At 74.7% G+C, this 26,017-nt stretch carries 27 protein-coding genes and 1 pseudogene; 24 read left to right on the top strand and 4 right to left on the bottom strand.

Annotated features, from left to right (window positions below; genetic code table 11):
* Positions 1 to 30: 30 nt before the first annotated feature.
* The 3 genes from ispG (at position 31) to HK417_RS19145 (ending at position 4,074) form a co-directional block, all read left to right on the top strand.
* Positions 31 to 1,167: a flavodoxin-dependent (E)-4-hydroxy-3-methylbut-2-enyl-diphosphate synthase gene (gene ispG / locus HK417_RS19155; protein WP_261327309.1), complete on the top strand. Its 1,137-nt coding sequence runs from the start codon at positions 31 to 33 to the stop codon at positions 1,165 to 1,167.
* A gap of 25 nt (positions 1,168 to 1,192) precedes the next feature.
* Positions 1,193 to 2,044: a GNAT family N-acetyltransferase gene (locus HK417_RS19150; protein WP_222269635.1), complete on the top strand. Its 852-nt coding sequence runs from the start codon at positions 1,193 to 1,195 to the stop codon at positions 2,042 to 2,044.
* A 92-nt stretch (positions 2,045 to 2,136) separates the two neighbouring features.
* Positions 2,137 to 4,074, top strand: a complete 1,938-nt coding sequence (locus tag HK417_RS19145) for a penicillin-binding transpeptidase domain-containing protein (protein ID WP_308123709.1) — start codon at positions 2,137 to 2,139, stop codon at positions 4,072 to 4,074.
* A gap of 58 nt (positions 4,075 to 4,132) precedes the next feature.
* On the opposite strand, the gene HK417_RS19140 is transcribed toward HK417_RS19145, so the two are convergent.
* Positions 4,133 to 4,618 carry a ferritin-like domain-containing protein gene (locus HK417_RS19140; RefSeq protein WP_222269633.1) on the bottom strand — a complete coding sequence of 162 codons (486 nt, stop codon included), beginning with the start codon at positions 4,616 to 4,618 and terminating at the stop codon, positions 4,133 to 4,135.
* Positions 4,619 to 4,633: 15 nt separating this feature from the next.
* Positions 4,634 to 5,140 (bottom strand): hypothetical protein, encoded by a 507-nt coding sequence (locus HK417_RS19135; protein ID WP_222269631.1) that lies wholly within the window; start codon positions 5,138 to 5,140, stop codon positions 4,634 to 4,636.
* A gap of 211 nt (positions 5,141 to 5,351) precedes the next feature.
* On the opposite strand from HK417_RS19135, the gene rimP reads away from it, so the two are divergent.
* From rimP to truB, 12 genes and pseudogenes are all read left to right on the top strand, one after another.
* On the top strand, positions 5,352 to 6,131 hold the full coding sequence (gene rimP, locus HK417_RS19130; RefSeq protein WP_222269629.1) for a ribosome maturation factor RimP: 780 nt from the start codon (positions 5,352 to 5,354) through the stop codon (positions 6,129 to 6,131).
* Positions 6,128 to 7,246 carry a transcription termination factor NusA gene (gene nusA / locus HK417_RS19125; RefSeq protein ID WP_222269627.1) on the top strand — a complete coding sequence of 373 codons (1,119 nt, stop codon included), beginning with the start codon at positions 6,128 to 6,130 and terminating at the stop codon, positions 7,244 to 7,246. Before rimP ends, nusA begins: the two co-directional genes overlap by 4 nt.
* 8 nt (positions 7,247 to 7,254) lie before the next feature.
* Positions 7,255 to 7,530 (top strand): YlxR family protein, encoded by a 276-nt coding sequence (locus tag HK417_RS19120; RefSeq protein WP_222269625.1) that lies wholly within the window; start codon positions 7,255 to 7,257, stop codon positions 7,528 to 7,530.
* Positions 7,531 to 7,679: 149 nt separating this feature from the next.
* A pseudogene (locus HK417_RS25730) lies at positions 7,680 to 7,823 on the top strand (translation initiation factor IF-2 N-terminal domain-containing protein); the annotation flags it as partial.
* A gap of 616 nt (positions 7,824 to 8,439) precedes the next feature.
* A complete protein-coding gene (locus tag HK417_RS25725; protein WP_261327308.1) occupies positions 8,440 to 8,640 on the top strand; it encodes a hypothetical protein in 201 nt (66 codons plus the stop codon).
* Positions 8,637 to 10,811 (top strand): translation initiation factor IF-2, encoded by a 2,175-nt coding sequence (gene infB / locus HK417_RS19115; protein ID WP_261327307.1) that lies wholly within the window; start codon positions 8,637 to 8,639, stop codon positions 10,809 to 10,811. Before HK417_RS25725 ends, infB begins: the two co-directional genes overlap by 4 nt.
* A gap of 45 nt (positions 10,812 to 10,856) precedes the next feature.
* Positions 10,857 to 11,153: a DUF503 domain-containing protein gene (locus HK417_RS19110; protein ID WP_222269621.1), complete on the top strand. Its 297-nt coding sequence runs from the start codon at positions 10,857 to 10,859 to the stop codon at positions 11,151 to 11,153.
* A gap of 83 nt (positions 11,154 to 11,236) precedes the next feature.
* Positions 11,237 to 11,743: a 30S ribosome-binding factor RbfA gene (gene rbfA / locus HK417_RS19105; RefSeq protein WP_222269619.1), complete on the top strand. Its 507-nt coding sequence runs from the start codon at positions 11,237 to 11,239 to the stop codon at positions 11,741 to 11,743.
* Positions 11,740 to 11,955, top strand: coding sequence for a hypothetical protein (locus tag HK417_RS19100; RefSeq protein ID WP_222269617.1), 216 nt, complete (start codon positions 11,740 to 11,742; stop codon positions 11,953 to 11,955). The genes rbfA and HK417_RS19100 overlap by 4 nt, the downstream gene beginning before the upstream one ends.
* A gap of 4 nt (positions 11,956 to 11,959) precedes the next feature.
* The gene (locus HK417_RS19095) at positions 11,960 to 12,949 is read left to right on the top strand and encodes a DHH family phosphoesterase (RefSeq protein ID WP_222269616.1); all 990 of its coding nucleotides are present in this window, start codon (positions 11,960 to 11,962) and stop codon (positions 12,947 to 12,949) included.
* Positions 12,940 to 14,283: an MATE family efflux transporter gene (locus tag HK417_RS19090; protein WP_222269614.1), complete on the top strand. Its 1,344-nt coding sequence runs from the start codon at positions 12,940 to 12,942 to the stop codon at positions 14,281 to 14,283. Before HK417_RS19095 ends, HK417_RS19090 begins: the two co-directional genes overlap by 10 nt.
* On the top strand, positions 14,280 to 15,200 hold the full coding sequence (gene truB / locus HK417_RS19085; RefSeq protein ID WP_222269612.1) for a tRNA pseudouridine(55) synthase TruB: 921 nt from the start codon (positions 14,280 to 14,282) through the stop codon (positions 15,198 to 15,200). The genes HK417_RS19090 and truB overlap by 4 nt, the downstream gene beginning before the upstream one ends.
* Before the next feature lie 7 nt (positions 15,201 to 15,207).
* On the opposite strand, the gene HK417_RS19080 is transcribed toward truB, so the two are convergent.
* Positions 15,208 to 15,762, bottom strand: coding sequence for a GNAT family N-acetyltransferase (locus HK417_RS19080; protein WP_222269610.1), 555 nt, complete (start codon positions 15,760 to 15,762; stop codon positions 15,208 to 15,210).
* A gap of 53 nt (positions 15,763 to 15,815) precedes the next feature.
* Here HK417_RS19080 and HK417_RS19075 point away from each other — a divergent pair, with 53 nt between their 5' ends.
* Positions 15,816 to 16,655: an ExsB family transcriptional regulator gene (locus tag HK417_RS19075; protein WP_222269608.1), complete on the top strand. Its 840-nt coding sequence runs from the start codon at positions 15,816 to 15,818 to the stop codon at positions 16,653 to 16,655.
* A gap of 11 nt (positions 16,656 to 16,666) precedes the next feature.
* Here HK417_RS19075 and larB read toward each other — a convergent pair whose 3' ends face one another.
* Entirely contained in the window at positions 16,667 to 17,353 is a 687-nt protein-coding gene (larB, locus tag HK417_RS19070) for a nickel pincer cofactor biosynthesis protein LarB (RefSeq protein ID WP_222269606.1), read from the bottom strand.
* A gap of 58 nt (positions 17,354 to 17,411) precedes the next feature.
* Between larB and HK417_RS19065 the strand changes: the two genes are divergently transcribed.
* The 8 genes from HK417_RS19065 to dapB all read left to right on the top strand — a co-directional run bounded on the left by HK417_RS19065 (position 17,412) and on the right by dapB (position 25,550).
* The gene (locus HK417_RS19065) at positions 17,412 to 17,744 is read left to right on the top strand and encodes an antibiotic biosynthesis monooxygenase family protein (RefSeq protein WP_222269604.1); all 333 of its coding nucleotides are present in this window, start codon (positions 17,412 to 17,414) and stop codon (positions 17,742 to 17,744) included.
* Between the two features lie 121 nt (positions 17,745 to 17,865).
* A complete protein-coding gene (locus tag HK417_RS19060) occupies positions 17,866 to 19,014 on the top strand; it encodes a branched-chain amino acid aminotransferase (protein WP_222269602.1) in 1,149 nt (382 codons plus the stop codon).
* A 28-nt stretch (positions 19,015 to 19,042) separates the two neighbouring features.
* Positions 19,043 to 20,020 carry a bifunctional riboflavin kinase/FAD synthetase gene (locus HK417_RS19055; protein ID WP_222269600.1) on the top strand — a complete coding sequence of 326 codons (978 nt, stop codon included), beginning with the start codon at positions 19,043 to 19,045 and terminating at the stop codon, positions 20,018 to 20,020.
* A 124-nt stretch (positions 20,021 to 20,144) separates the two neighbouring features.
* Positions 20,145 to 20,414 carry a 30S ribosomal protein S15 gene (rpsO, locus tag HK417_RS19050; RefSeq protein ID WP_222269598.1) on the top strand — a complete coding sequence of 90 codons (270 nt, stop codon included), beginning with the start codon at positions 20,145 to 20,147 and terminating at the stop codon, positions 20,412 to 20,414.
* Positions 20,415 to 20,673: 259 nt separating this feature from the next.
* Complete coding sequence (locus HK417_RS19045; protein WP_222269595.1) at positions 20,674 to 22,941, top strand: polyribonucleotide nucleotidyltransferase; 2,268 nt, start codon at positions 20,674 to 20,676, stop codon at positions 22,939 to 22,941.
* Entirely contained in the window at positions 22,938 to 24,314 is a 1,377-nt protein-coding gene (locus HK417_RS19040; protein ID WP_308123708.1) for a M16 family metallopeptidase, read from the top strand. Before HK417_RS19045 ends, HK417_RS19040 begins: the two co-directional genes overlap by 4 nt.
* A 3-nt stretch (positions 24,315 to 24,317) precedes the next feature.
* Positions 24,318 to 24,683 carry a VanZ family protein gene (locus HK417_RS19035; RefSeq protein ID WP_222269594.1) on the top strand — a complete coding sequence of 122 codons (366 nt, stop codon included), beginning with the start codon at positions 24,318 to 24,320 and terminating at the stop codon, positions 24,681 to 24,683.
* A 57-nt stretch (positions 24,684 to 24,740) separates the two neighbouring features.
* Entirely contained in the window at positions 24,741 to 25,550 is an 810-nt protein-coding gene (gene dapB / locus HK417_RS19030; RefSeq protein WP_222269592.1) for a 4-hydroxy-tetrahydrodipicolinate reductase, read from the top strand.
* Positions 25,551 to 26,017: the final 467 nt, after the last annotated feature.

The following is a 26,017-nucleotide window of genomic DNA, read 5'->3' as shown; positions in this document are numbered from 1 at the left end:
GACTGAGATCCCGTGACAGTAAGCCTCGGCATGCCCGCCCCGCCGCCGCCCGTCCTCGCGCCCCGGCGCAAGACCCGTCAGCTCGACGTGGGCGGGGTGGGCGTCGGCAGCGACCACCCGGTCAGCGTGCAGTCGATGTGCACCACCAAGACCGCCGACATCAACGCGACCCTGCAGCAGATCGCCGAGCTCACCGCGTCCGGCTGCCAGATCGTGCGGGTCGCCGTCCCGGACACCGACGACGCCGAGGCGCTGCCGATCATCGCCAGGAAGTCGCAGATCCCGGTCATCGCCGACATCCACTTCCAGCCGCGCTACGTCTTCGCCGCCATCGACGCCGGCTGCGCCGCGGTGCGGGTGAACCCCGGCAACATCAAGAAGTTCGACGACAAGGTCGGGGAGATCGCCCGGGCGGCCAAGGACGCCGGCACCCCCATCCGGATCGGCGTCAACGCCGGCTCGCTGGACCGCCGGCTGCTGGCCAAGTACGGCAAGGCCACCCCCGAGGCGCTGGTCGAGTCCGCGCTGTGGGAGTGCTCGCTGTTCGAGGAGCACGACTTCCGGGACATCAAGATCTCGGTCAAGCACAACGACCCGGTGGTCATGGTGCGGGCCTACGAGCTGCTCGCCGCGCAGTGCGACTACCCGTTGCACCTGGGCGTCACCGAGGCCGGTCCCGCCTTCCAGGGCACCATCAAGTCGGCGGTGGCCTTCGGCGCGCTGCTGTCCCAGGGCATCGGCGACACGATCCGCGTCTCGCTGTCCGCGCCGCCCGCGGAGGAGGTCAAGGTCGGCAACCAGATCCTGGAGTCGCTGAACCTGCGCCAGCGCGGGCTGGAGATCGTCAGCTGCCCGTCCTGCGGGCGCGCGCAGGTCGACGTGTACAAGCTCGCCGACGAGGTCACCGCCGGCCTCGAGGGGATGGAGATCCCGCTGCGGGTGGCCGTCATGGGCTGCGTCGTCAACGGCCCCGGGGAGGCGCGGGAGGCCGACCTCGGCGTCGCCTCGGGCAACGGCAAGGGCCAGATCTTCGTCAAGGGCGAGGTGGTCAAGACCGTGCCCGAGTCGCAGATCGTCGAGACCCTCATCGAGGAGGCCATGCGGATCGCCGCCGCGCACGCCGACGACGGCGTGGCGTCCGGCCCGCCGGTCGTCACCGTCTCCTGACCCCCGGCTGAGCGCAGGGGTCCGCGTGCTCCGCTCGCTGTCGGCCCGGGTCCTCGACGAGGACGACGAGCCCGCCGTCCGGTCGCTGCTGGCCACCCACCCGGTGGCCGCCTGCATGCTGGCCGGGCGCGTCGAGACCTACGGGACCGCGACCTCCACCCTCGGCGCCCCGCTGTGGGGCATCGGCGTCGGACGGCGGATCGACGCGGTCTGCCTGGCCGGGGCGAACCTGATCCCGTTCGCCCGCCCCGGCGTGGGGCGGGAGGCCGCCGAGGCCTTCGCCGAGCGGGCCCGCCGGGCCGGCCGGCGGTGCTCCACGATCGTCGGCCCGGCCGAGGCCGTGCTTCCGTTGTGGGAGCTGCTGGCCCCCTCGTGGGGCCCGGCGCGCGAGGTGCGCGCCCGGCAGCCGCTGCTGGCCATCGAGGGGCCGCCGACCGTGCCCGCCGAGCCGCAGGTGCGGCCGGTGCGGTCCGACGAGCTGGAGACGCTGCTGCCCGCCGCGATCGCCATGTTCACCGAGGAGGTCGGCGTCAGCCCGCTGCGCGTGGACGGCGGCGCCGGCTACCGGGCCCGGGTCGCCGAGCTGGTCCGCGCCGGGCAGGCGCTGGCCTGGATCGAGGACGGCCAGGTGCTGTTCAAGGCCGACGTCGGCGCGGTCTCCCGCGCCGCCTGCCAGGTGCAGGGCGTCTGGGTGGCGCCGCACCTGCGCGGGCAGGGCATCGGGCAGCGGGGGACGGCGGCGGTCGTGGAGTACGCACGGACGGCGATCGCCCCCGTCGTGAGCCTCTACGTCAACGACTACAACAGCCCCGCCCGGGCCGCCTACGCCCGGGTCGGCTTCCGGCCGGTGGGCACCTACGCCTCGGTGCTGTTCTGAGCAAGGAACCCCACGCCTCGCCGGCTCGGCGCGGGCCCCTGCACCGAGGCCGGGTGCTCGGTGCGCGGGCGCCGGTCTGCGAGGGTGGACGGGTGCGCAACCAGCGGGGCTCCGGGTCGGGTTCGAGGGGGTCCGCCGTCCGGCGGGCCACGGTGGTGGCCGGAGGGGCGGTGCTGCTGCTCGGCCCGCTGGTCGCCGGGTGCTCGGCCGACCCCAGCGACGAGGTGCGCCAGGCCGCGCAGGCATTCCTCGAGGACTGGTCCGGCGGGGACGCCGACGCCGCGGCCGGCCGCACCACCGACCCGGCGGCCACGACCGCGCTCCTCCAGCAGACCGCCGAGGACCTGCCCGACGCGACGCTGACCGCGGACGTCGGCGACGTCGCGGTCACCGACGACGGCGCGACCGTCGACTGGTCGGCCACCTGGGACCTCGCGGCCGCGCCGGACTGGAGCTACGACGCCGCCCTCTCGCTCACCGAGGGCGACGAGGGCTGGCAGGTCGTCTCCGCGCCCACGGTCGTGCACCCCGAGCTGGGGGAGGGGCAGCACCTGGCGCTGACCCGGTCCCTGGCCGAGCGCGCGCCGATCACCGACGCGACGGGGGCGGCGCTGTTCGCCGAGACCGAGGTCGTCAACGTCGGCGTCGACCCGGCGCTGGTCACCGACCTGCCGGCGCTGGCCGCGGGGCTGTCGGCCGCGACGGGCATCGCGGCCGAGCAGATCGCCGCCGACGTGCAGGCCGCGCCGGAGGGCCAGTTCGTCCCGGTGATCACCCTGCGCCGCCCGGACTTCGAGGCGATCCGCGCCCAGGTGTTCGACTTGCCCGGCGCGGTGTTCCCGACCAGCACCCGGCTGCTCGCCCCGACCTCCCGGTTCGGCCTGGCCCTGCTCGGCCGGGTCGGCGACGCGACGCAGGAGGTCATCGAGGAGACCGCCGGGGAGGACGGTGCACCCCGCTACGCCGCCGGGGACAGCCTGGGCCTGTCCGGGCTGCAGCGCGCCTACCAGGAGCAGCTGACCGGGACGCCGGGCTTCAGCGTCGCGGTGGTGAGCACCGACGCGGCCACCGGCGACACCGGCAGGGTCGTCGGGAGCGCCGACCCGGTGGCGGGCACCCCGGTGCAGACGCCGCTGGTGCCGGAGCTGCAGAACGCGGCCGACGCGGCGGTGGGCGGGCAGCCGCTGGCCACGCACCTCGTCGTCGTCCGGCCGGGCACCGGGGAGCTGCTGGCGGTGAGCTCGAACGAGGCGGCGAACCCGGCCCACGCGCTGTCCGGGCAGTTCCCGCCGGGCTCGAGCATGAAGACGATGACCGCCACCGCCCTGCTCTCGGCCGGCACCGTCACCCCGCAGACGCCGGTGCCGTGCCCGGGCACCACGGTCGTGGACGGCCGGGAGTTCGAGAACGAGGACCAGTTCGACCTGGGCACCGTGCCGATGACCGAGGCGTTCGCCGAGTCCTGCAACACCACCTTCATCCAGCAGGCGCTGACGCTCCCCGATGACGCCCTGACCCAGGCGGCCGCCTCCTACGGGGTGGGCACCGACTGGCAGCTGCCGGTGGACGTCTTCAGCGGCGACGTGCCGTCGGCGAGCGCCGGGACGACAAAGGCCGCCGACGCGATCGGCCAGGGCGAGGTGCTCATGAGCCCGGCGCAGATGGCCCTGGTGGCCGCCGGGATCGCCAGCGGCACCCCCGCCGCGCCGGTCGAGGTGGTCGGCGCGCCCCCGGCCGGTACCGCGCCGGCCGGTCCTGGTCAGGCGGTGCTCGACCAGCTGCGGCCGATGATGCGCGAGGTGGTGCTCACGGGCACCGCCACCGGCCTGGCCGACCGCGGGGAGGTCTTCGGCAAGACCGGCACGGCGGAGTTCGGCACGAACACGCCGCCGGACTCGCACGGCTGGTTCATGGGCTACCGGCTCGGCGGTCCGCAGGGGGACATCGCCTTCTGCGTGCTGGTCGAGGCCGGGCAGTCCAGCAAGGTGGCGGTGGACGTCGCCGACGCCTTCCTCGCCGCCCTCGGGTGAGGCACCCCGTCCTCCCCATCCCCTCGCACGCTTGGGGCGGGTGCCCCGGACGGGGCCGTCAGACCTCGGGGAGGCCGGGGAAGGCGCTGGTCACCGGGGTGCGGCCGGCCTGGGCGCGCCAGACGACGGCGCGCAGCTCGGTCGCGGTGAGCGCGACGACCGCCAGCTCCCGGGTGCTGCGCTCGGCGGCCTGGTCCAGCACCCAGGTCCACGCGGTGGCGGCGCCGTCCTCGAGGGTGACCGCCAGCGCCGCCGCGTCCACCCCCGAGAGCACCGGGAACGGCAGGTCGTAGGCGGCCTCCGCGGCCACCGGCTGCACGTCGCGGCCGGACAGCAGCTCCAGCAGCTCGTCCCGGACGTCCCGGTGCGCCTGCTCGGCCGTGACCACGGCCGGCCGGCTCTCCGCCGGTACGGCGGCGCCCACGACGCCGTACCCCCAGATCGCGGTGTACGCGGCGGCCAGTGCCTCCTGCAGCGCGGCGTCCTCGGGGGCAGCGGCGTCCGGACCCGTCGCCGCGGTCGTGCCGCTGGTGCCGTCAGGCATGGGACCTCCTCGTGGTCACGCGAGCTGCCCGGCCTGCGCGCGCAGACCCGCGGCGATGCTGCCCAGCAGTGCGGCCCGGCCGCCGGTGAAGTCCGGGCAGGCCCGCGCGTGCGCGTCGGCCGCAGCGTTGACCCGGGCCTGCAGCCAGGCGGCGGCACCGTCGGCAGGCACCGCGTCGGCCGCCGAGGTTCCTGCCGTCGCGCCGCTCGACGGGGCCGGCTGGGCAGCGGCCGACCGCAGCCGGTCCAGCTGCTGGCGGGCCTGCGCGGCGAGCACGGCTGCCGACGTGGCCAGCTGCGGAGCGGCGGCGAGCGCCTGCGCGTAGTCGGCGACCAGCTGCTCCTGCACCCCGACCTGGGCGGCCAGCCGGTCGGCCTGCGCCGGGGTGACCGCGTCGGCCGGGTCCTGCGCCGCGCCGTTCGTGCACCCGGCCGCCAGGGCGGCGGTCCCGGCCGCGGCGGCGACGAGCAGGGTGCGGCGGGAGAAGGCGCCCGCGGGGAAGGGAGAGCACGGTGCGGACATCGCCGTCCATCCTCGCAGCCGCGGCCGGGTCCGCAGCCGGGACGCACCGGGAGGCCGCCCGGTCGGCTGGGGCGAGAGAGGCGCAGCGGCGGGCGGTAGCCTGACGGTTCACGCGCTGCGCGCCGGCGGTCCGGCGCGCCCAGCCGGTCCCGCGCTGGAGCTCCTCCGGACAGGAGCCCCACCAGCAGCGCCGACGAGCAGGAGGCAGCCGGTGTCCACGCGAGGTGCGCACGCCCCGGACGCGGTCACCACCCGGCTCACCGGGCTGGTCGAGCCGGTGGTGACCACGGCGGGGTACGACCTGGAGGAGCTGGTCGTGCGCCCGGCCGGGCAGCGCTCGGTGGTCCGGGTGGTCATCGACCGCGACGAGGGGGTCAGTCTCGACGAGGTCGCCGAGGTCAGCCGGGCGGTCTCCGACGTCCTGGACGCCGAGGACGACGCCATGGGTCGCTCGACGTTCGTCCTGGAGGTCACCAGCCCCGGCGTCGACCGGCCGCTGACCCTGCCGCGGCACTGGCGGCGCAACACCGGGCGGCTGGTCAGCGTCGAGGTGGGCCCCCAGGGGGCACGTGAGCAGATGACCGCGCGGGTGGTGCGGGTGACCGACGAGGCCGTCGTCCTCGCGGTCGAGAAGGGCGGCACGAAGAAGGGCCAGGTGCGCAAGTCCGTGGGGGAGCGCACCGTGGGGTGGGGCGAGCTCGGCGAGGCCCGGGTGCAGGTCGAGTTCTCCCGGCCCGCGGGGCACCGCGACGCCGGGTTGGTGCACCTGCCCGAGGACCCGGACGACGACACCGACGACGACGTCCACGACGAGCTGCACGAGGACGACGAGCCGGACGACGACGGAACGGTCGGGGACATCCACCCCGGCGACCAGGACGGGCACGACCCGGCCGGCTCCCCGGCCGCCGGCGCGCGTGGGAGGACCGGACGACCGGCTCCCGGGCGCGCGCCGCGCGGGGAGCGGCCGCGACGAGGAGGCAAGAAGTGAACATCGACGTGACCGCCCTCAAGGCGGTCGAGCGCGAGAAGGGCATCCCTGCGGACACGGTGCTGCAGGCGATCGAGACCGCGCTGGTCACCGCCTACCGGCACGCCCACGGGGCGGCCAAGCACGTGCGGGTGCACGTCGACCGCAAGACCGGCGAGGTCGCCGTGCTCGCCCAGGAGCTCGGCCCCGACGGTGAGGTCGTGCACGAGTGGGACGACACCCCCACCGACTTCGGCCGGATCGCGGCGAGCACCGCCAAGCAGGTGATCGTCCAGCGGCTGCGCGACGCCGAGCACGAGCAGACCTTCGGCGAGTACGCGGGCAAGGAGGGCGACATCGTCAGCGGCATCGTGCAGGCCGACGCCCGCCGCAACGCCCAGGGCGCGGTGCTGGTCGACATCGGCAAGGTGGAAGCCACCCTCCCGGCCGGGGAGCAGGTGCCCGGTGAGGACTACCGGCACGGTTCCCGGCTGAAGGCCTACGTGGTCTCCGTGGCCCGCACCTTCCGCGGGCCGCAGGTGGTGCTGTCGCGCACCCACCCCAACCTGGTGCGCAAGCTGTTCGCCCTGGAGGTGCCCGAGGTCGCCGACGGCAGCGTGGAGATCGTGTCGGTGGCGCGGGAGGCCGGCCACCGGTCGAAGATCGCCGTCCGCACCAAGGTGCCGGGGCTGAACGCCAAGGGCTCCTGCATCGGCCCGATGGGGCAGCGGGTGCGCAACGTGATGAGCGAGCTGCACGGCGAGAAGATCGACATCGTCGACTGGTCGGACGACGACGCCACCTTCGTCGCCTCGGCGCTGTCGCCGGCGCGGGTCACCAGCGCCCGGGTGGTCGACCCCAAGGCCCGCGCGGTGCAGGTCGTCGTCCCCGACTTCCAGCTGTCGCTCGCGATCGGCAAGGAGGGGCAGAACGCCCGCCTGGCCGCCCGGTTGACCGGCTGCCGGATCGACATCCGCAGCGACGCCCAGGTCGACGAGGGCCCGGTCTCGCCGGGTGTCGGCCGGGCGCCGCTGCGCCCGGCGCAGCCGACCGGCCGCCCCGTCGGACGGGGCCCGCAGGGCGGGCACCGGCCTCCGCCCCGACGCGCGGAACATCCCGGACCCGCGGCGCGCTAGACTCAGCGATGGCCGACACGTCGATCCCGGTCCGCACCTGTGTGGGGTGCCGGCGACGCGCTCCGGTCACCGAGCTGTTGCGTGTCGTCGTCCGCGACGGGGGACTCACCCCCGACCCGCGGCGGCGGCTCCCCGGCCGGGGTGCGTCCCTGCACCCCACTGCGGAGTGTCTGCAGGCAGCAGTCCGGCGCCGGGCCTTCCCGCGTGCGCTGCGTCGTGGCGCACCGCTGGAGACCGGCCCCCTCGAGCACCACGTCCACCGGTCCGCCGGTGACCAGGTGTGAGCGGGACCCCGTCGGACCGGCACCCGGCCGGTCCACCTCGAGAACCAGGACGACCTCGGATGAGCAACCCGTGAAGTCGCCACGATGACCATGCACCACTGACGACGAGGTCGAGCGGGCCAGCCGCCGGCCTCACAAAGAGGAGACCCGTGCCAGGCAAGGCCCGCGTACACGAGCTCGCGAAAGAGCTCGGCGTCGACAGCAAGACCGTGCTCGCCAAACTCAAGGAGCAGGGCGAGTTCGTGAAGTCCGCCTCGTCCACCGTCGAGGCGCCGGTGGCCCGACGGCTGCGTGAGGCGTTCGACGGCGCGTCCAGCGCACCGTCCCGCCCGACTCCCCGGCCCACCCCGGGACCGCGTCCGGTCGCCCAGGCCCCGGCGGCGCCCGCCGCCCAGGTCCCGGCCCCCGCGGCTCCGGCCCCGGCGACCCAGGATCCGGCGGCCCAGGCCCAGGCGCCGGCGGCTCAGGCGCTGGCGGCTCAGGCCCCGGCCGCCCAGGCTCCCGCGGCGCAGGCGCCGGCCGCTCCCGCGGCCCAGGCTCCGGCGGCGCAGGCCCCGGTGGCCCGTCCGGCAGCGCGTCCGGGTGCTCCGGCCCCCGGCCCGCGTCCGGGCCCGCGTCCGGCTGTCCAGCAGCCCGCCGCGAGCGCGCCGCCGGCTCCGGCTGCCCCGTCGGCTCCGGCTGCCCCGTCGGCTCCGGTCGCCCCGGCTGCTCCCGCGGCTGCCGCCGGCCCGTCGGCTCCGGCCGGCCCGCGCCCCGGCCCCCGTCCGGTCGGGAACGCCCCCACTCCGGGCGCCCAGCGGCCGGCCGCCTCCGGTGGTGCGCGTCCGGGCCCCCGTCCGGCTCCCCGGCCGGGCAACAACCCCTTCAGCAGCGCGCCCCGTCCGGCGGCCCCCGGGCAGCGTCCCGGTGGTGCACCGGCGTCCGGTCCGCGTCCCGGCCCGGCCGCGGGCGGTCAGCGCCCCGGCCCGGCTGCGGGTGGTCAGCGCCCCGGCCCGGGTGCCGGTGGTCCGCGTCCCGGCCCTGGCGCCGGTGGTCCGCGTCCCGCGGCCGGTCCCGGTGGGCCTCGTCCCGCCGCCGGTCCCGGTGGGCCCCGTCCCAACCCGGGCATGATGCCGCAGCGTCCCAGCCCCGGCATGATGCCGCCGCGGCCGGCCGGTGGCGGCCGTCCGGGTGGTCCCGGCGGCGCCGGTGGCCGTGGCCGTCCCGGTGGTCCCGGTGCCGGTGGCGGCGGCGGTGGCGGCGGCGGCTTCCGTCCCGGTGGCGGCGGCGCCCCCGGTGGCGCTCCGGCCGGCGGTGGCTTCCGTGGCGGCGGTGGCGGCGGTGGCCGCGGCCGTGGTCGCGGTGGTTCCGGTGCCGGCACCGCGGGTGCCTTCGGGCGTCCGGGTGGTCGCGGTCCGGTCCGCGGGCGCAAGAGCAAGAAGCAGCGGCGTCAGGAGTTCGACTCCATGGCGGCGCCGTCGATGGGTGGCGTCAGCCTGCCCCGCGGCAACGGGCAGACCGTCCGGCTGCCCCGTGGTGCCTCGCTGACCGACCTGGCCGAGCGCATCAACGCCCAGCCGGCCGCGCTGGTGACCGCCCTGTTCCACCTGGGCGAGATGGTCACCGCGACGCAGTCGGTGAACGACGAGACGCTGCAGCTGCTCGGTGCCGAGATCGGCTGGGTCATCCAGGTCGTCAGCCCCGAGGACGAGGACCGCGAGCTGCTCGAGACCTTCGACCTCACCTTCGGTGACGAGGAGGGCGACGAGGAGGACTGGGACATCCGTCCGCCGGTCGTGACCGTCATGGGTCACGTCGACCACGGGAAGACCAAGCTCCTGGACGCGCTCCGGCACGCCAACGTGGCGGGCAAGGAGGCCGGTGGGATCACCCAGCACATCGGCGCCTACCAGATCGTCACCGAGCTGGAGGGCAACGAGCGTCCGGTCACCTTCATCGACACCCCCGGTCACGAGTCGTTCACCGCGATGCGTGCCCGTGGCGCGAAGGTCACCGACATCGTCGTGCTGGTCGTGGCCGCCGACGACGGCGTCATGCCGCAGACGGTCGAGGCGCTCAACCACGCCCAGGCCGCCGAGGTGCCGATCGTGGTCGCGGTCAACAAGATCGACAAGGAGGGGGCCAATCCCGCCAAGATCCGCCAGCAGCTCACCGAGTACGGGCTGGTGGCCGAGGAGTACGGCGGCGACACGATGTTCGTCGACGTCTCTGCGACCACCCGTCAGGGTCTCGACGACTTGCTCACGGCGATCCTGCTGACCGCCGACGCCTCGCTGGACCTGCGCGCCAACATCGGCCAGGACCCGCAGGGCGTGGTCATCGAGGGCAAGCTGGACAAGGGCCGGGGTCCTGTGGCCACGGTGCTCGTCCAGCGCGGCACGCTGCGCCAGGGCGACTCGATCGTCGCCGGCGACGCCTACGGGCGCGTCCGGTCGCTGCTCGACGAGCACGGCAACAAGCTCAAGGAGGCGCTGCCGGCCCGTCCCGTCCAGGTCGTCGGCCTGACCTCCGTGCCGCGTGCCGGTGACACCTTCCTCGTCGTCGAGGAGGACCGCATCGCGCGGCAGATCGCCGACCGCCGTCAGGCCCGCATCCGCAACGCGCAGAACGCGTCGATGCGCAAGCGGATCAGCCTGGAGGACCTCGACGCGGCGCTCAAGGAGACCCGTCAGCTCAACCTGATCATCAAGGGCGACAACTCGGGCACCGTCGAGGCGCTCGAAGAGGCGCTGATGAAGATCGAGGTGAGCGACGACATCTCGCTGCGGGTCATCCACCGCGGTGTCGGTGGGATCACCAAGAGCGACATCGACCTGGCGCTGGCCGACGACGTCATCGTCCTGGGCTTCAACGTCCGGGCCGAGGGTCAGGCCACCGAGCTGGCTGCCCGCGAGGGGGTGGACGTCCGGTACTACACGGTCATCTACCAGGCCATCGAGGAGATCGAGTCCGCGCTCAAGGGCATGCTCAAGCCCGAGTACGAAGAGGTGCAGCTGGGCACCGCGGAGGTCCGCGAGGTCTTCCGGGTGCCGCGGATCGGGAACGTCGCCGGCTCGCTGGTGCGCAGCGGCACGATCGTCCGCAACTCCAAGGCCCGCCTCATCCGGGACGGCGCCGTGGTCGCGGACAACCTGACCGTCGACTCGCTGCGCCGGTTCAAGGACGACGCGACCGAGGTCCGGGAGGGCTACGAGTGCGGCATCGGTCTGGGGTCGTTCAACGACATCAAGATCGATGACGTGATCGAGACCTTCGAGCTGCGTGAGAAGCCGCGCGCGTAAGCCGGCTGACCTCGTCCGGCAGCGGGTGCAGGCGGCGGTGAGCCGGTGTTCACCGGGTCACTGACCGCCGACCTGCTGCTGGGCGACGTCCACTCGCTGAAGGAGAAGCGGTCGGTGGTCCGGCCGATCGTCGCCGAACTGCGGCGACGCTTCGCCGTGGCCGCTGCCGAGGTCGGCGACCTCGATCTGCACCGTCGTGTGCAGGTCGGGGTCGCCACCGTGGCCGGCGACGCCACCCAGGTCGTCGACGTGCTCGACGCCTGCGAGCGGTTGCTGGCCGAGCGGCCGGAGGTGACGCTGCTGTCGACGCACCGGCAGCTGTACAGCGACAGCGATACGTGAACATCCACCCGGCCTCCTCCAGAGGCTCGGCCCGAGCTTGCGAGGGCTGAGGAGGAGGAGGTCCTTCGACTGGAGGTCCCGAGATGGCCGACCCGGCCCGGGCGCGCCGACTGGCGGTACGCATCCGCCAGATCGTCTCCGCCACGATCGAGATGCAGATCAAGGACCCCCGCCTGGGGATGGTCACCATCACCGACGCGCGGGTCACCAGCGACCTGCGCGAGGCGACCGTCTTCTACACCGTCTACGGCGACCCCCAGCAGGTCGAGGACTCCGCGAGGGCGCTGGCCAGCGCCACCGGCGTGCTGCGGTCGACCGTGGGCAAGCAGACCGGCATCAAGTTCGTGCCGACGCTGGCCTTCGTCGCCGACATCGTCCCCGACACCGCGCGCGAGCTCGACGAGGCCCTGGAGCGGGTCCGCCGGGCCGACGCCGAGCTCGCCCGGGCCCGGGAGGGCGCGCAGTACGCCGGCGAGCCCGACCCGTACCGCCGTCCCGCCGTCGACGAGGACGACGAGGACGAGGACGGGGACGTCGCCGAGCTGACCGACCCCGCCGACGCCCCCGCCACCCGTCGGAGCGCGTCATGACCGAGTCGAGCGACCCGAACCCCGACGTCCCCGACCAGGAGAACCGGGTGACCTTCGGCGGGCGCGAGGAGCCCGCCACCGGTGACCCGACCGCCGGCGGCAAGCACGGCCAGATCGGGACGACGGAGAGCATCGCCGCCGACGAGCCGGACGACGGCAGCAGCTACCCGGTCGGTGGCGGCGACATCACCCCCGAGCCCCAGCAGCCCTGATCCGATGACCGTTCCCGCCTCCTCCGTCGCGGCCGCCGTCGACGTCCTGGCCGCCGCGGCCGACGCGGGGGCGACCGTGGTGCTGTCCGGGCACGTGCAGCCCGACGCCGACGCGCTCGGCAGCACCCTCGCCCTCGCCGAGGGACTCCGGCGCCGAGGGGCCCGCGTCGTCGCCACCTTCCCGGCGCCGTTCACCCTGCCCGCGTCGCTGGGCTGGCTCCCCGGCGCCGACCGGCTCGTCGACCCGGTCACGGTGCCGGACGACCCGGCCGTCTTCGTCAGTCTGGATTCCGCGTCCACCGGCCGCCTCGGGGAGCTGGCCGCGTTGCTGGGCACCGCCGGGCGCTCGGTGGTCGTCGACCACCACGCCAGCAACCCCGGCTTCGGGGACGTCTCGGTCATCGACCCCGAGGCGCCGGCCACCGTGGTGCTCGTGGCGCAGCTGCTCGACGGCCTGGGCGTCGAGCTGGACCGGCAGCTGGCCACCTGCCTCTACGCCGGGCTGTCCGCCGACACCGGTTCCTTCCGGTTCGGCAACACCGTGCCCTGTACCCACGAGCTCGCCGCCCGGCTGCTGCGCACCGGCATCGACCACGCCGCGATCAGCCAGCGGCTGTTCGACACCGCGCCCTTCGGCTGGCTGGGACTGCTCTCGGCGGTGACCGGTCGGGCGGTGCTCGAGCCGGAGATCGGCGCTGGGCTGGTGTGGACCTGGTCCAGCGCGGGGGAGGCGCGCTCGCACGGCCTGCCCTCCGATCAGCTGGAGGCACTGGTCGACGTGGTGCGCTCCACCGCGGAGGCGGACGTGGCCTGCGTGCTCAAGGGCCAGGACGACGGCTCGTGGGTGGTGTCGATGCGCTCCCGCGGGGGCACCGACCTGTCCCGGGTGGCGGTCTCCCTCGGCGGCGGTGGCCACCGGGCCGCGGCCGGCTACAGCTCCACCCTCGACCTCGACGGGACCATCTCGCGCCTGCGCGCGGAACTGTGCGCCTGAGCGCACGGCGGGGACCGGGGCCGGGCACCAGGTCATCGCCGTCGGTCCCCGCGCTGGCCGCGCCGGCGCTGGTCGTGCTGGCCGCCGAGCCGCTGTACCTGCTCGTCGACACCGCGGTCGTGGGCAACCTGGGCACGGTGCCCCTCGGCGGGCTCGCGGTCGGCGGCGGGCTGCTGGCCTACGTCGCCGCGCTGCTGAACTTCCTCGCCTACGGCACCACCGCCCGCGCCGCCCGCCGGGCCGGGGCCGGCGACCGCGCCGGCGCCGTGGCCGAGGGGGTGCAGGCCACCTGGCTGGCCCTCGGGCTCGGGGTCGGGCTGGCCGTCCTGTTCCAGGTGCTCGCCGGCCCGCTGACCCGGTTGCTCGCCGGCGGCGCGGGCCCGGTGGCCACCGCCGGCGAGCAGTGGCTGCGGGTGGGGAGCCTGGGGCTCCCGCTGCTGCTGCTCGCGCTGGCCGGCAACGGCTGGCTGCGCGGCGTGCAGGAGCTGCGCCGGCCGGTGCGGTTCGTGCTGGCCGGCAGTCTGGTGAGCCTGGTGCTGTGCCCGCTGCTGGTGCACCCGGCCGGGTTCGGACTGGTCGGCTCGGCGCTGGCTAACGTCGCCGGTCAGGCGGTGGCGGCGATGCTGTTCGTCCGCGCGCTCGTGCGCGACGTGCGCGGCGCCGGCCTCGACTGGCGGCCGCGGCTGCCCGCCCTGCGCGGTCAGCTGGTGCTCGGGCGGGACCTGCTGCTGCGGGCGGCCGTGCTGCAGTTCGCCTTCGCCGCTGCCGCCGCCGTGGTGGCCCGCTCGGGCACCGCCGAGCTCGGCGCCCATCAGGTGGCGCTGCAGCTGTGGATGTTCCTCGCCCTGGTCCTGGACGCGTACGCGATCGCCGCGCAGACGCTGGTCGGCCACGCCCTCGGCGCCGGTCGCCCCGACGTCGCCCGGTCCACGGCCGTGCGGGTGAGCTGGTGGGGTCTCGGCACCGGGATCGTGGTGGCGGCGCTGCTGCTCGCGCTGCGGCCGGTGCTCCCGCCGCTGTTCACCGACGACCCCGCGGTGCTCGCGCAGGCCGCCGTCGTCTGGTGGTTCCTCGCGCTGATGCAGCCGCTGGCCGGGGTCGTGTTCGCGCTCGACGGCGTGCTCATGGGCGCCGGGGACGTCGGGTACCTGCGGACGGTGACCCTCGGCTCGGCGCTGCTCGGCTTCGTGCCGCTGTCCCTGCTGTCCGGCTGGCTGGACTGGGGACTGGCGGGGGTGTGGACCGGCCTGACGCTGTTCATCGTGCTGCGGCTGGTCGCCGTCGGCCGGCGGGTGCGGGGCGACCGGTGGCTGGGTGGGACGGTGGCCGGGTGACCCGCAGGAAGCCCGATGCCGACGTCCCGCCGTCCCTGCTGCTGGTCGACAAGCCCGGCGGGATGACCTCGCACGACGTCGTCGCGCGCGCCCGCCGGGTGCTGTCGGTCCGCCGGGTGGGCCACGCGGGCACCCTCGACCCGATGGCCACCGGGCTGCTCGTGCTGGGGGTCGGCTCGGCCACCCGGCTGCTCGGCCACCTCGCCGGCTCGGACAAGACCTACGACGCGACGATCCGGCTCGGCCAGCGGACGGTGACCGACGATCGGGAGGGCGAGGTCACCGCCACCGCCTCCACCGCCGGACTGACCGAGGAGGCGGTCCGCACCGCGCTGGCCGCGCAGGTCGGCGCGCTGCAGCAGGTGCCCTCCTCGGTGAGCGCGGTCAAGGTCGACGGCCGCCGTTCCTACGACCGGGTCCGGGCCGGCGAGGAGGTGGAGCTCGCTCCCCGGTCGGTCACCGTCCACCGCCTCGACGTCCACCGCCTGGGCCGGCCGACCCCGGACCTGCTCGACGTCGAGGTGACGGTCGCCTGCAGCACCGGGACCTACGTGCGGGCGATCGCCCGCGACGCCGGCGCGGCGCTCGGGGTCGGCGGCCACCTCACCGCGCTGCGCCGCACCAGCTCCGGGCCGTTCTCCACGGAGCAGGCGCGGCCGGTGGAGGAGGCGGCCGGGGCGCTGGCCGAGCAGGGGAGCGGCGCAGGGGTGCTGGCCCTGGCCGACGCCGCCCGCCTGGTCTTCCCGGTCCGTGAGCTCACCGCGGCCGAGGCGGTCGCCGTGGGCCACGGGCAGCGGGTGCCCGCCACCGGCGCTCCGGGCCTGCACGCGGCGATCGCGCCGGAGGGGCGCCTGATCGCCCTGGTCGAGGACGCCGGACAGGTGGCCAGGGTCGCCGTCGGGTTCCCGCCCTCCTGAGGGGACGTCAGTCGTGGACGGCGGCGTACAGCACCATGTCGCGGCGCCGCCCCCCGATCTCCTGGTGGCTGCGCAGCAGCCCCTCGCGGCGGTACCCCGCCCGCTCGGCGGTCCGCAGCGAGCCGGTGTTCCACGGCTCGATGTGCAGCTCGATGCGGTGCAGCCCGGGCAGGGTCAAGGCGAAACCGGTGAGTGCCCGCAGCGCCGCGCTCGCCAGCCCCTGACCGCGGTGGCCCGGCGCGATCGCGTACCCGGCGGCGGCGCGTCCCTGGGGGAGCTGGGCCAGCCACAGGCCGGCGAAGCCGACGGCCCGGCCGGTGTCCGCCCGCGCGACGGCGAAGGAGAACCCCGCACCCTCGGCCCAGCGCCCGCGTTGCCGGGCGATCCACTCCTGCGCCTCCTCGGTGGTGGCGGAGGCGGGGAGGGTGCCGATCAGCGGCACGTAGGCGTCGGTCGACAACTCCCTCGCGACCTCGGCGTCCCCGTCGGCGAAGGCCCGCAGGACGACGGGACCGTGCGCCGGCGGCACCGCCGGCCACGGTGGCAACGCGACCGTCCCCATGCCGGCCACGGTAGAGCCGCCCCGGCCGGTCGGCGTGTGGCAGCCTGCCGGGCATGGGCACGCTCGAGGACCGGCTGGCGGTGCTGGACGCGGAGCTCTCCGCCGTCCCCGGGGTGCTCGTCGCCTTTTCCGGCGGGGTCGACTCCGGGGTGGTGCTCGCCGCCGCCGTGCGGGCGCTCGGACCGGACCGAGTCGTGGCCGCCACCGCCGTCTCACCGAGCCTGCCCGCGGCCGAGCGGGCCGCCGCGCACGACGTCGCGGTCTCCCTGAGGGTGCGTCACGAGCAGCCGCGCACCTTCGAGCTCAGCCGGGCCGGCTACGTCGCCAACGCCGGTGACCGGTGCGCGTTCTGCAAGGCCGAGCTGGTCGACGTGCTGATGCCGCTGGCCGCCCGGCTGGGCATCGCCGACGTCGTCACCGGCACCAACGCCGACGACCTGCGGGCCGGCTTCCGGCCCGGCATCCGCGCGGCCGCCGAGCGGGGGGCGTGGGCGCCCCTGGCGCGCGCGGGCATGACCAAGGACGACGTCCGGGCCGCCGCCCGCCGCTGGGACCTGCCGCTGGCCGACAAGCCCGCCGCCGCCTGCCTGGCCAGCCGGATCGCCTACGGGGTGCCGGTCTCCGCCGAGCGACTGGCCCGGGTGGAGCGGGCCGAGGCCGCGCTGCGCGGGGCCCTGGCCGGGGCCGGGATCCCCGTGCGGGACCTGCGGGTCCGCGACCTGGGCGACGACGTGGCGCGGGTCGAGGTGGACGTCGCCCGCGTGCCGGAGATCGCGGCGCGACCGGAGCTGCTGGCCGCCGTCGCCGGTTTCGACCGGGTCGAGCTGGACCCCCGCGGCTTCCGGTCGGGGGCGATGAACGAGCTGCTGCCCGACCCTGTCCGCTACCGGTGAGTCGGCTGCGGTCAGCCGGCTGCCCGGTGGGCTGACCGCACGATCCGCGCGGCGGCCACCCCGGCGCCGAAGCCGTTGTCGATGTTGACCACCAGCACGCCCGGCGCGCAGGCGGTCAGCATGGTGAGCAGCGCGGCGAGGCCCTCGAAGGCGGCGCCGTAGCCGACCGACGTGGGGACGGCGACCACCAGCCGGTCGGTGAGGCCCGCGACCACGCTGGGCAGCGCCCCGTCCATCCCGGCGACGACCACCACCGCGTCGGCCGCGGCCAGGTCCGGTGCGACCGCGAGGACGCGGTGCACCCCGGCCACACCGACGTCGTCGACCCGCCGCCAGCCGACGCCGCTCGCGGTCAGGGTGGCGGCCACCTCGGCGGCCACCCCGCCGTCCGACGTGCCGGCGGTGAGCACCAGCACCGAGCCGACGGGCTCCGGCGGGGTGCCCACCCAGGCGACCCGCGCACCCCGGTCGACGTGCGCGGCGGGCCAGCGCTCGCGGATCGCCGCGGCGGTCTCCTCGTCCACGCGGGTGGCCCAGGCCAGCGGCACCCCGGCGTCCAGCAGCCCCGCCAGGCAGGCCACCGTCTCCGCGGGCGTCTTGCCGGCGGCGTAGACGACCTCCGGGGTGCCGGTGCGGGCCGCCCGGTCCGGGTCGAGCCGGGCGAAGCCCAGGTCGGCGGTGCGCGGCAGGTCGGTCACCGCCGCAGTCTCCCGCACCCGCCGTGTCGGGTCGGCCCCGGTCGGGCAGGATGCGGGCATGAGCGTCGTCAAGATCAACGTCGTGACCATGCCCCCGGACAAGTGGGAGCGCTTCGAGGAGCGGTTCCGCGGCCGCGCCGGGGCCGTGGAGACGACCCCGGGCTTCGAGTGGTTCGAGTTGCTGCGCCCGGTCGAGGGCACCGATGCCTACCTCGTCTACACCCGGTGGAGCAGCCAGGCGGCCTACGAGGCCTGGCAGACCAGCCAGGACTTCGACCGCGCCCACGACGGCGGCGGCGACACCCTCGCCCCGGCGGCCGAGCGGTCGCAGCAGCACGTGTGGAGCTACGAGGTCATCCAGTCCGCCGGCCCCGCGGGTCAGACCGCCTGAGCCCGGTCACCCGGCCCGCGCCTGCGCGGAGCGACGACCACGCGATGGCGCGGGCTAGGGTGACGGGGCGGCCCGACGACCGTCGCGCGCCGCTCCAGCACGGAACCAGCAGGTGGGAGCCATGACCGACACGCTCGCCGACAGCCGTACCTCCTCCCGGATGTTCACCGAGGGCGTGCCGCTGGTCGTGGAGGACGTGCCGCGTCGCCCCGCCGCCGAGCGGGCCGCCGTGCTCGAGGACCCCGGCTTCGGCCGGCACTTCACCGACTCGATGGTCGTGGCCCGGTACCGCACCGGAGAGGGCTGGGTCGACGCCCGGCTCACCGCCTACGCGCCGCTGCAGCTGGACCCCAGCGCGGCCACCCTGCACTACGCCCAGTCGATCTTCGAGGGGCTCAAGGCGTACGCGCAGCCCGACGGCTCGGTGGCCACCTTCCGGCCGCAGTCCAACGCCGCCCGCTTCGTCCGCAGCGCCAAGCGCCTGGCCATGCCGCCGGTCCCGGAGGACGCCTTCCTCACCGCCGCCGACGCGCTCGTCGACGCCGACCGCGACTGGGTGCCCACCGGCCCGGACCAGACGCTGTACCTCCGCCCCTACCAGCTCGCGGTGGAGCCGTTCCTGGGCGTCCGCCCGGCGCACGAGTACCTGTTCATCGTGATCGCCAGCCCCGCCGGCGCCTACTTCCCGCGCGGCGTGCACCCGGTCTCGGTCTACCTCTCCGAGGACTACATCCGGGCCGCCCCCGGGGGCACCGGCGACGTGAAGTGCGCCGGCAACTACGCCGCCAGCCTGCTGGCCCAGGAGCAGGCCGTCGCGGCCGGCTGCGACCAGGTCGTCTGGCTTGACGCGATGGAGAAGAAGTACGTCGAGGAGATGGGCGGGATGAACCTGTTCTTCGTCCTCGGCGAGGGCGCGGACGCGGAGCTGGTCACGCCCGAGCTCACCGGCACGCTGCTGCCCGGCATCACCCGGGAGTCGCTCATCACCGTCGCCCGCGAGCTGGGGCACACGGTCACCGAGCGGAGGTTCAGCGTCGAGGAGTGGCGTGCGGGGGTCGCCGACGGCACGGTCACCGAGACCTTCGCCTGCGGCACCGCCGCGGTCATCACGCCGGTCGGCACGGTGAAGGCGCGCACCGGCGACTTCGCCGTCGGCGACGGGCAGCCCGGGCCGCTCACCATGCAGCTGCGGCAGCACCTGCTCGACATCCAGCACGGCCGGGTCCCCGACACCCACGGCTGGCTGCACCGCGTCGCGCCCGCGGCCTGAGCGCCGGCCGGCGGGGGAGAGGAGCGGCGTGCTGCGCTGGCGCGGCCTCGAGTCGACCCCGCCGGACCTCGGGCGCACCGTCGTCACCGTCGGCATGTACGACGGCGTCCACCGCGGGCACCAGCACCTCATCCGGACGGCGGTAGGGCGCGCCCGGACGCTGGGCCGCCCGGCGCTGCTGCTGACCTTCGACCCGCACCCCTCGGAGGTCGTGCGCCCGGGCTCGCACCCGGCGATCCTGACCTCCGCCGACCGCAAGGCCGAGCTGGTCGCCGAGCTCGGCGTGGACGCGATGTGCGTGCTGCCGTTCACCTCGGAGTTCAGCCGGCTGACGACCGCGGAGTTCACGCACACGGTGCTGGTCGAGCACCTGCACGCCGCCTCGGTGGTCGTCGGGCGGAACTTCACCTACGGGCACCGGGCCGCCGGCACGGTGGAGACCCTCACCGCGGAGGGACGCCGGTTCGGCTTCACGGCGGAGGGGGTGGACCTGACCAGCGTGGGCTGCGCCCCGGACCTGGACGGCGAGGGCGAGGTCACCATCTCCTCGACCTACATCCGGGCCTGCGTGGCCGCCGGGGACATGGCCTCCGCCGGGCTCGCCCTGGGCCGCCCGCACCGGGTGGACGGGGTGGTGGTGCGCGGTGACCGGCGCGGCCGGGAGCTCGGCTACCCGACGGCGAACGTGGAGAGCCCGCCGCACACCGCCGTCCCCGCGGACGGCGTCTACGCCGGCCACCTCGTGCTGCGCGACCCGCGCAGCGGAGCGAGCCGGGAGCGGTTCCCGGCGGCGATCTCGGTGGGCACCAACCCGACGTTCGAGGGCAGCCGGCGCACCGTCGAGGCGTTCGTCCTGGACTTCGACGGCGACCTCTACGGCGAGCACGTGGGGGTCGAGTTCGTCGAGCGGCTGCGGCCCATGCTGTCCTTCAGCGGCGTGCCGGAGCTGGTCGAGGCCATGGCCGGCGACGTCGCCCGGACCCGGTCGGTGCTGGGCCTGGACTGATCCGCCCCGCCGGCGCCGCGGAGGGCGCTGGTAGCCTCGTCTCGGCGTCGGGAGACCGACGCGTGTGAAGTCTGCCCCCGTGACACAGACCGGGGACCACACGTGACCTGCCCCTGGAGGCACCATGGCGCTGGAGAGCGCGACGAAGAAGCAGATCATGGCCGAGTACGCGACGGTCGAGAACGACACCGGTTCGCCGGAGGTGCAGGTCGCGATGCTGACCCGCCGGATCAGCGACCTCACCGAGCACCTCAAGCAGCACAAGCACGACCACCACAGCCGGCGGGGCCTGCTCCTGCTGGTCGGCCGTCGTCGTCGGCTGCTGAACTACCTGGCGAAGACCGACATCAACCGGTACCGCTCGCTGATCGAGCGGCTCGGCCTGCGCCGCTAGCACCACCGAGGGGACCGTTCCGGGCAGACCCGGGCGGTCCCCTCTCTCGTGCGGCACCCGCCGCACGGGCCCACCGGCGGACCGCCGCGCCCGACGTGTGGGCCGGTCCTCGGTAGTGGCCCCCGGGCACGTTCGCCCCGCCTCCGGCGAGGGCAAGAAGGACCCAGGGGTTTCGATCGAAGACCGGTCGCCCCGGACGAAGCCGGCACACCGCCGCGAAGAGGACGTCGCCGCATGCGACGTAGGAAGAGGACGACGAATGTCCGCACCCACCACGAACGCCGACCTGGACGCCGAGGACGGCGTCTACACCGCCACCGCGGTCATCGACAACGGGTCGCTCGGTTCACGCACCATCACCTTCGAGACCGGCCGCCTCGCCAAGCAGGCCGCCGGCTCCGTCGTCGCCACCATGGGCGACACCACGCTCCTGTCGGCCACCACGGCCGGCCGCCAGCCCAAGGAGCAGTTCGACTTCTTCCCGCTGACGGTGGACGTCGAGGAGCGGATGTACGCCGCCGGGCGGATCCCCGGCTCGTTCTTCCGCCGGGAGGGCCGCCCGTCCGAGGACGCGATCCTCACCTGCCGGCTGATCGACCGACCGCTGCGCCCGACCTTCGCCAAGGGCCTGCGCAACGAGGTCCAGGTGGTCATCACCGTCCTGTCGCTGGACCCCGACCACCTCTACGACGTGCTCGCCATCAACGGTGCGTCGGCCTCCACCCAGCTGTCCGGCCTGCCGTTCTCCGGCCCGGTCGGCGGCACCCGGGTGGCGCTGGTCAACGGCCAGTGGATCGGCTTCCCGACGAACGCCGAGCTCGAGGACGCCGTCTTCGACATGGTCGTGGCCGGCCGGGTGCTGCCCGACGGCGACGTCGCGATCATGATGGTCGAGGCAGAGGCGACCGAGAAGACGGTCGAGATGGTTGCCGGCGGGGCCACTGCCCCGACCGAGGAGGTCGTGGCGCAGGGCCTCGAGGCCGCCAAGCCCTTCATCAAGGCGCTGTGCCAGGCGCAGAGCGAGCTGGCCGCCCAGGCGGCCAAGCCCGAGGCGCTCTTCCCCCGGTTCCTCGACTACCAGGACGACGTCTACGCCGCCGTCGAGGCCGCCGGGCTCGAGCGTCTCACCGCCGCGCAGGCCATCGCCGGCAAGCAGGAGCGCAACGACGCCACCGACGAGCTCAAGGACGAGGTCGTCTCCTCGCTGTCGGCCCAGTTCCCGGGCCGGGAGAAGGAGATCTCCGCGGCCTTCCGCTCGATCACCAAGAAGGTCGTGCGGCAGCGCATCCTGCGCGACAAGGTCCGCATCGACGGCCGCGGCGTCACCGACATCCGGCCGCTGTCGGCCGAGGTCGAGGTGCTCCCGCGGGTGCACGGCTCGGCGCTGTTCGAGCGCGGCGAGACCCAGATCCTCGGGGTCACCACGCTGAACATGCTGCGCATGGAGCAGCAGCTGGACACCCTCGCGCCGGTGACCCGCAAGCGCTACATGCACAACTACAACTTCCCGCCGTACTCCACCGGTGAGACCGGCCGGGTCGGCTCGCCGAAGCGCCGCGAGATCGGCCACGGTGCGCTCGCCGAGCGGGCCCTGCTCCCGGTGCTGCCCGACCGCGAGGAGTTCCCCTACGCGATCCGGCAGGTCTCCGAGGCGCTGGGCTCCAACGGCTCCACGTCCATGGGCTCGGTCTGCGCGTCCACGCTGGCGCTGCTCAACGCCGGTGTGCCGCTGAAGGCGCCGGTCGCCGGCATCGCCATGGGCCTGGTCTCCGACGAGGTCGACGGGAAGACGCAGTATGTCGCGCTCACCGACATCCTCGGCGCGGAGGACGCCTTCGGTGACATGGACTTCAAGGTCGCCGGCACCAAGGACTTCGTCACGGCCCTCCAGCTGGACACGAAGCTCGACGGCATCCCCTCCGACGTCCTCGCCGGTGCGCTGACCCAGGCCCGCGCGGCCCGGCTGCACATCCTCGACGTCATGCTGGAGGCCATCGACGGCCCCGACGAGATGAGCCCGTACGCCCCGCGGGTGACCACGGTGCGCATCCCGGTCGACAAGATCGGCGCGGTCATCGGCCCCAAGGGCCAGATGATCAACGCGATCCAGGACGAGACCGGCGCCGAGATCACCATCGAGGACGACGGCACGATCTACGTCGGCGCCTCCGACGGCCCCTCGGCCCAGGCCGCGGTGGACCGGATCAACGCGATCGCCAACCCGCAGATGCCCAAGGTGGGGGAGCGGTTCCTCGGCACCGTCGTCAAGACCACGGCCTTCGGTGCCTTCGTCTCGCTGCTGCCGGGCAAGGACGGCCTGGTCCACATCAGCAAGCTGGGCGCCGGCAAGCGGATCGCCAAGGTCGAGGACGTCGTCAACGTCGGCGACAAGATCCAGGTCGAGATCACCGACATCGATGCGCGCGGCAAGATCAGCCTGGTCCCGGTCGCGGCCGAGGGGGAGGCCCCCGCGGCCGATGCCCCGGCCGACGCCCCGACCGAGGCCGACGCACCCGCGGAGGCGTGACGACGACCGCGGACTCCCTGACCGGGGCCGGGGCGGGCGCAGTGGCGCCAGTCCCGGCCCTGGTCGGTCTGACACAGGTGCTCGACGTCGACGAGTTCGGCGGCACCGTCGAGCGGACCGAGCTGCCCGGCGGCCTGCGGGTGCTCACCGAGACGATGCCCGGCGTCCTCTCGGCGACCCTGGGCATCTGGGTGGGCGTCGGCTCGCGCGACGAGAGCCCGGAGCTCGGCGGCTCGTCGCACTTCCTGGAGCACCTGCTCTTCAAGGGCACCCGCAGCCGGACGGCGCTGGAGATCGCGACCGCCATGGACGCGGTCGGCGGTGAGATGAACGCCTTCACCGCCAAGGAGCACACCTGCTACTACGCGAACGTGCTCGCCAGCGACCTGCCGCTCGCGGTGACGCTCCTCGGGGACCTGGTCACCGAGGCGCTGAACACCGCGCCGGACCTGGAGTCCGAGCGGACGGTGGTGCTCGAGGAGATCGCCATGCGCGACGACGAGCCGTCCGACGCCGTCCACGACCTGTTCGCCGAGACGCTGTTCGGTGACACCCCGCTCGGGCGCTCGGTCCTGGGCACCGTGGAGTCGATCGAGGCGCTCACCCGCGACGACGTCGACGGGTGGTACCGCGGGCGCTACCGGATGCCCTCGATCGTGGTGTCCGCGGCCGGCCGGGTGTCCCACCAGCAGGTCCTGGACCTGGTGACCGCGGCGTTCGGCGAGCGGCTGTCCGGGCCGTCCCGCCCGGACCCCCTTCGCGTCGGGGACGACGTCCGCTTCGCGGGTCCCGCCCGGCCGACCGGGCTGATCCACCGGCGCACCGAGCAGACGCACCTGCTGCTCGGCGGCGTCGGCATGGGCCGGCTCGACGACCGGCGGTACGCCGCCGCCGTGCTCGACGCGGCCGTCGGCGGCGGGATGAGCTCCCGCCTGTTCCAGGAGATCCGCGAGAAGCGGGGGCTGGTGTACAGCGTCGGCTCGTCGCTCACCCACTACGCCGGCACGGGCGCCTGGTCGGTCTACGCCGGCTGCTCGCCCAAGCGGGTGCCCGAGGTGCTGCGCCTGGTGCGGGCCGAGCTCGCGGAGGTTGCGGCGAACGGGCTGCGCGCCGAGGAGGTCGCCCGGGGACGCGGACAGCTCAAGGGCGGCCTGGTCCTGGGGCTGGAGGACACCGGGTCCCGGATGAGCCGGCTGGGCAAGAGCGAGCTGTCCTACGGGGAGTACCTGCCGGTGCGCGCGGTGCTCGACCGGCTCGACGCGGTCGACCAGGAGCAGGTCGGGGAGATCGCCGCGGACCTGTACGGGCGGCCCACGTGCCTCGCCGTCGTCGGCCCCTACCGGGACCGGGACCTCGAGAAGCTGGGGACCTGACCCGTGGCCTCCCCGATCCAGGCGCACAGTGCCCTCTCCCGGGGCACCTTCGCGATCGCCGTCCTGGTCTCGCTCGCGGTGCTGTTCGCCCCGCCGGCCGACGTGCCGCCGAGCCCGTACGGGATCGACAAGCTGGTGCACGGGCTGCTGTTCGCCGTCCTCGCGTTCACCGGTCGGTGGGCCGGGGTCGGCCGTGGCGTCCTGGCCGGCCTGCTGGTCCTGTACGCCGGGGTCAGCGAGATCCTGCAGGCGACCGACCTGGTCAACCGCGACGCCTCGGTGGCCGATCTGGTCGCCGACGTGATCGGTGTGCTCGTCGGCCTCCTGGTCTGGGAGCGGTTGGTCCGGAGACGACGCGCGTCGGTGTGAGCCCCGGACGCGGTGGGCCGCCTTGCGCCCCGCCGCACGGTTGACGAGCATCGCGGGGTGAGAACTCCGTCCGCCGCCTCCCCGTCCGGTTCCGACGTCTCCGCGGCGGAGCCACCGCTCATCTCGGTGGGAGTGCTCGGGGCGCGCGGCCGCATGGGCACCGAGGTCTGCCGCGCGGTCGACGCGGCCGAGGACATGGAGCTCGTCGCCATGGTCGACGAGCGGGACTGGTTGTTCAACGTCGCCGATGCCGGCGCGCAGGTCGTGGTCGACTTCACCCGGCCGGACTCCGTGATGGACAACATCCGCTTCTGCATCGACCAGAACATCCACTGCGTGGTGGGGACGACGGGCTTCGACGAGCAGCGTCTGGCCACCATCGCCGAGTGGCTGGAGCCCAAGCCGGAGATCGGCGTGCTGATCGCCCCGAACTTCGGCATCGGCGCGGTGCTGCTCATGCGCTTCGCCCAGGAGGCCGCCCGGTTCTTCCCGTCCGTGGAGATCGTGGAGCTGCACCACCCCAACAAGGTCGACGCCCCGTCCGGGACCGCCGCACGCACCGCCCGGCTGGTCGCCGCGGCCCGGCGGGCGGCGGGGATTCCGGCCGCCCCGGACGCGACCCGCGCGTCCGACTCGCTGCCCGGTGCCCGTGGCGCCGACGTCGAGGGCGTCCCGGTGCACGCGGTGCGGCTGACCGGTCTGGTCGCGCACCAGGAGGTGCTCATGGGGGCGGCGGGGGAGACCCTCACCCTGCGGCACGACTCCTACGACCGGGCGTCGTTCATGCCCGGCGTGCTGCTGGCGGTCCGTGAGATCGGCCGGCGACCCGGCCTGACCGTGGGGATCGAGTCCCTCCTGGGTCTCTGAGGCGTGGTCCGGGTGCGGATGGGGTCCCTGGGACCCCGAGGCCGTGAGCTGCCTCGCAACCGCACCGATCGCGTGACCCGCTGACCTGCGGTGTTGCGCTGGGATGGATCCCATCGGAGCCGTCGATGACCGTTCGGCACCCGCACTGGTTTGACGGGCCCCGGACGGGCACGTAACTTCCTCTCTGCGCCGAGCGAGACCGGGCCGAGAGGGCCGGGAGCCGCCAGTCAGATCTCCGGATGTGACAGCGAGCCGTGCACGGCGTAACGTGGCACAAGGCGCCCGAGACGAAGGCCGCAAGGCCAGGTTCTCCGCGCGTCCGCTCCTTGAGAACTCAACAGCGTGCCGAAAGTCAGTGCCATGTAACAATTCCCCCATCCGGGGTCTTCGGATTCTGGTGGGTTCCTTTGGTTGATTGATATCGAGAGTGCCAATTCTCGGTTCTCGGCCATGGATTCAAGTTCATC

Source organism: Modestobacter marinus (assembly GCF_019799945.1).
Taxonomy (GTDB): domain Bacteria; phylum Actinomycetota; class Actinomycetes; order Mycobacteriales; family Geodermatophilaceae; genus Modestobacter; species Modestobacter marinus_B.
This window is presented reverse-complemented; position numbering and strand designations above follow the sequence as displayed.

Excerpts from the sequence above, each read along its gene's own strand:
- HK417_RS19095 (WP_222269616.1), top strand. The coding sequence starts at position 11,960 with ATGACCGTTCCCGCCTCCTCCGTCGCGGCCGCCGTCGACGTCCTGGCC.
- HK417_RS19060 (WP_222269602.1), top strand. The coding sequence starts at position 17,866 with ATGACCGACACGCTCGCCGACAGCCGTACCTCCTCCCGGATGTTCACC.
- infB (WP_261327307.1), top strand. The coding sequence starts at position 8,637 with ATGATGCCGCAGCGTCCCAGCCCCGGCATGATGCCGCCGCGGCCGGCC.
- HK417_RS19140 (WP_222269633.1), bottom strand. The coding sequence starts at position 4,618 with ATGCCTGACGGCACCAGCGGCACGACCGCGGCGACGGGTCCGGACGCC.
- HK417_RS19065 (WP_222269604.1), top strand. The coding sequence starts at position 17,412 with ATGAGCGTCGTCAAGATCAACGTCGTGACCATGCCCCCGGACAAGTGG.
- HK417_RS19120 (WP_222269625.1), top strand. The coding sequence starts at position 7,255 with ATGGCCGACACGTCGATCCCGGTCCGCACCTGTGTGGGGTGCCGGCGA.
- HK417_RS19135 (WP_222269631.1), bottom strand. The coding sequence starts at position 5,140 with ATGTCCGCACCGTGCTCTCCCTTCCCCGCGGGCGCCTTCTCCCGCCGC.
- rpsO (WP_222269598.1), top strand. The coding sequence starts at position 20,145 with ATGGCGCTGGAGAGCGCGACGAAGAAGCAGATCATGGCCGAGTACGCG.
- HK417_RS19100 (WP_222269617.1), top strand. The coding sequence starts at position 11,740 with ATGACCGAGTCGAGCGACCCGAACCCCGACGTCCCCGACCAGGAGAAC.
- ispG (WP_261327309.1), top strand. The coding sequence starts at position 31 with ATGCCCGCCCCGCCGCCGCCCGTCCTCGCGCCCCGGCGCAAGACCCGT.
- HK417_RS19075 (WP_222269608.1), top strand. The coding sequence starts at position 15,816 with ATGGGCACGCTCGAGGACCGGCTGGCGGTGCTGGACGCGGAGCTCTCC.
- HK417_RS19045 (WP_222269595.1), top strand. The coding sequence starts at position 20,674 with ATGTCCGCACCCACCACGAACGCCGACCTGGACGCCGAGGACGGCGTC.
- rbfA (WP_222269619.1), top strand. The coding sequence starts at position 11,237 with ATGGCCGACCCGGCCCGGGCGCGCCGACTGGCGGTACGCATCCGCCAG.
- HK417_RS19080 (WP_222269610.1), bottom strand. The coding sequence starts at position 15,762 with ATGGGGACGGTCGCGTTGCCACCGTGGCCGGCGGTGCCGCCGGCGCAC.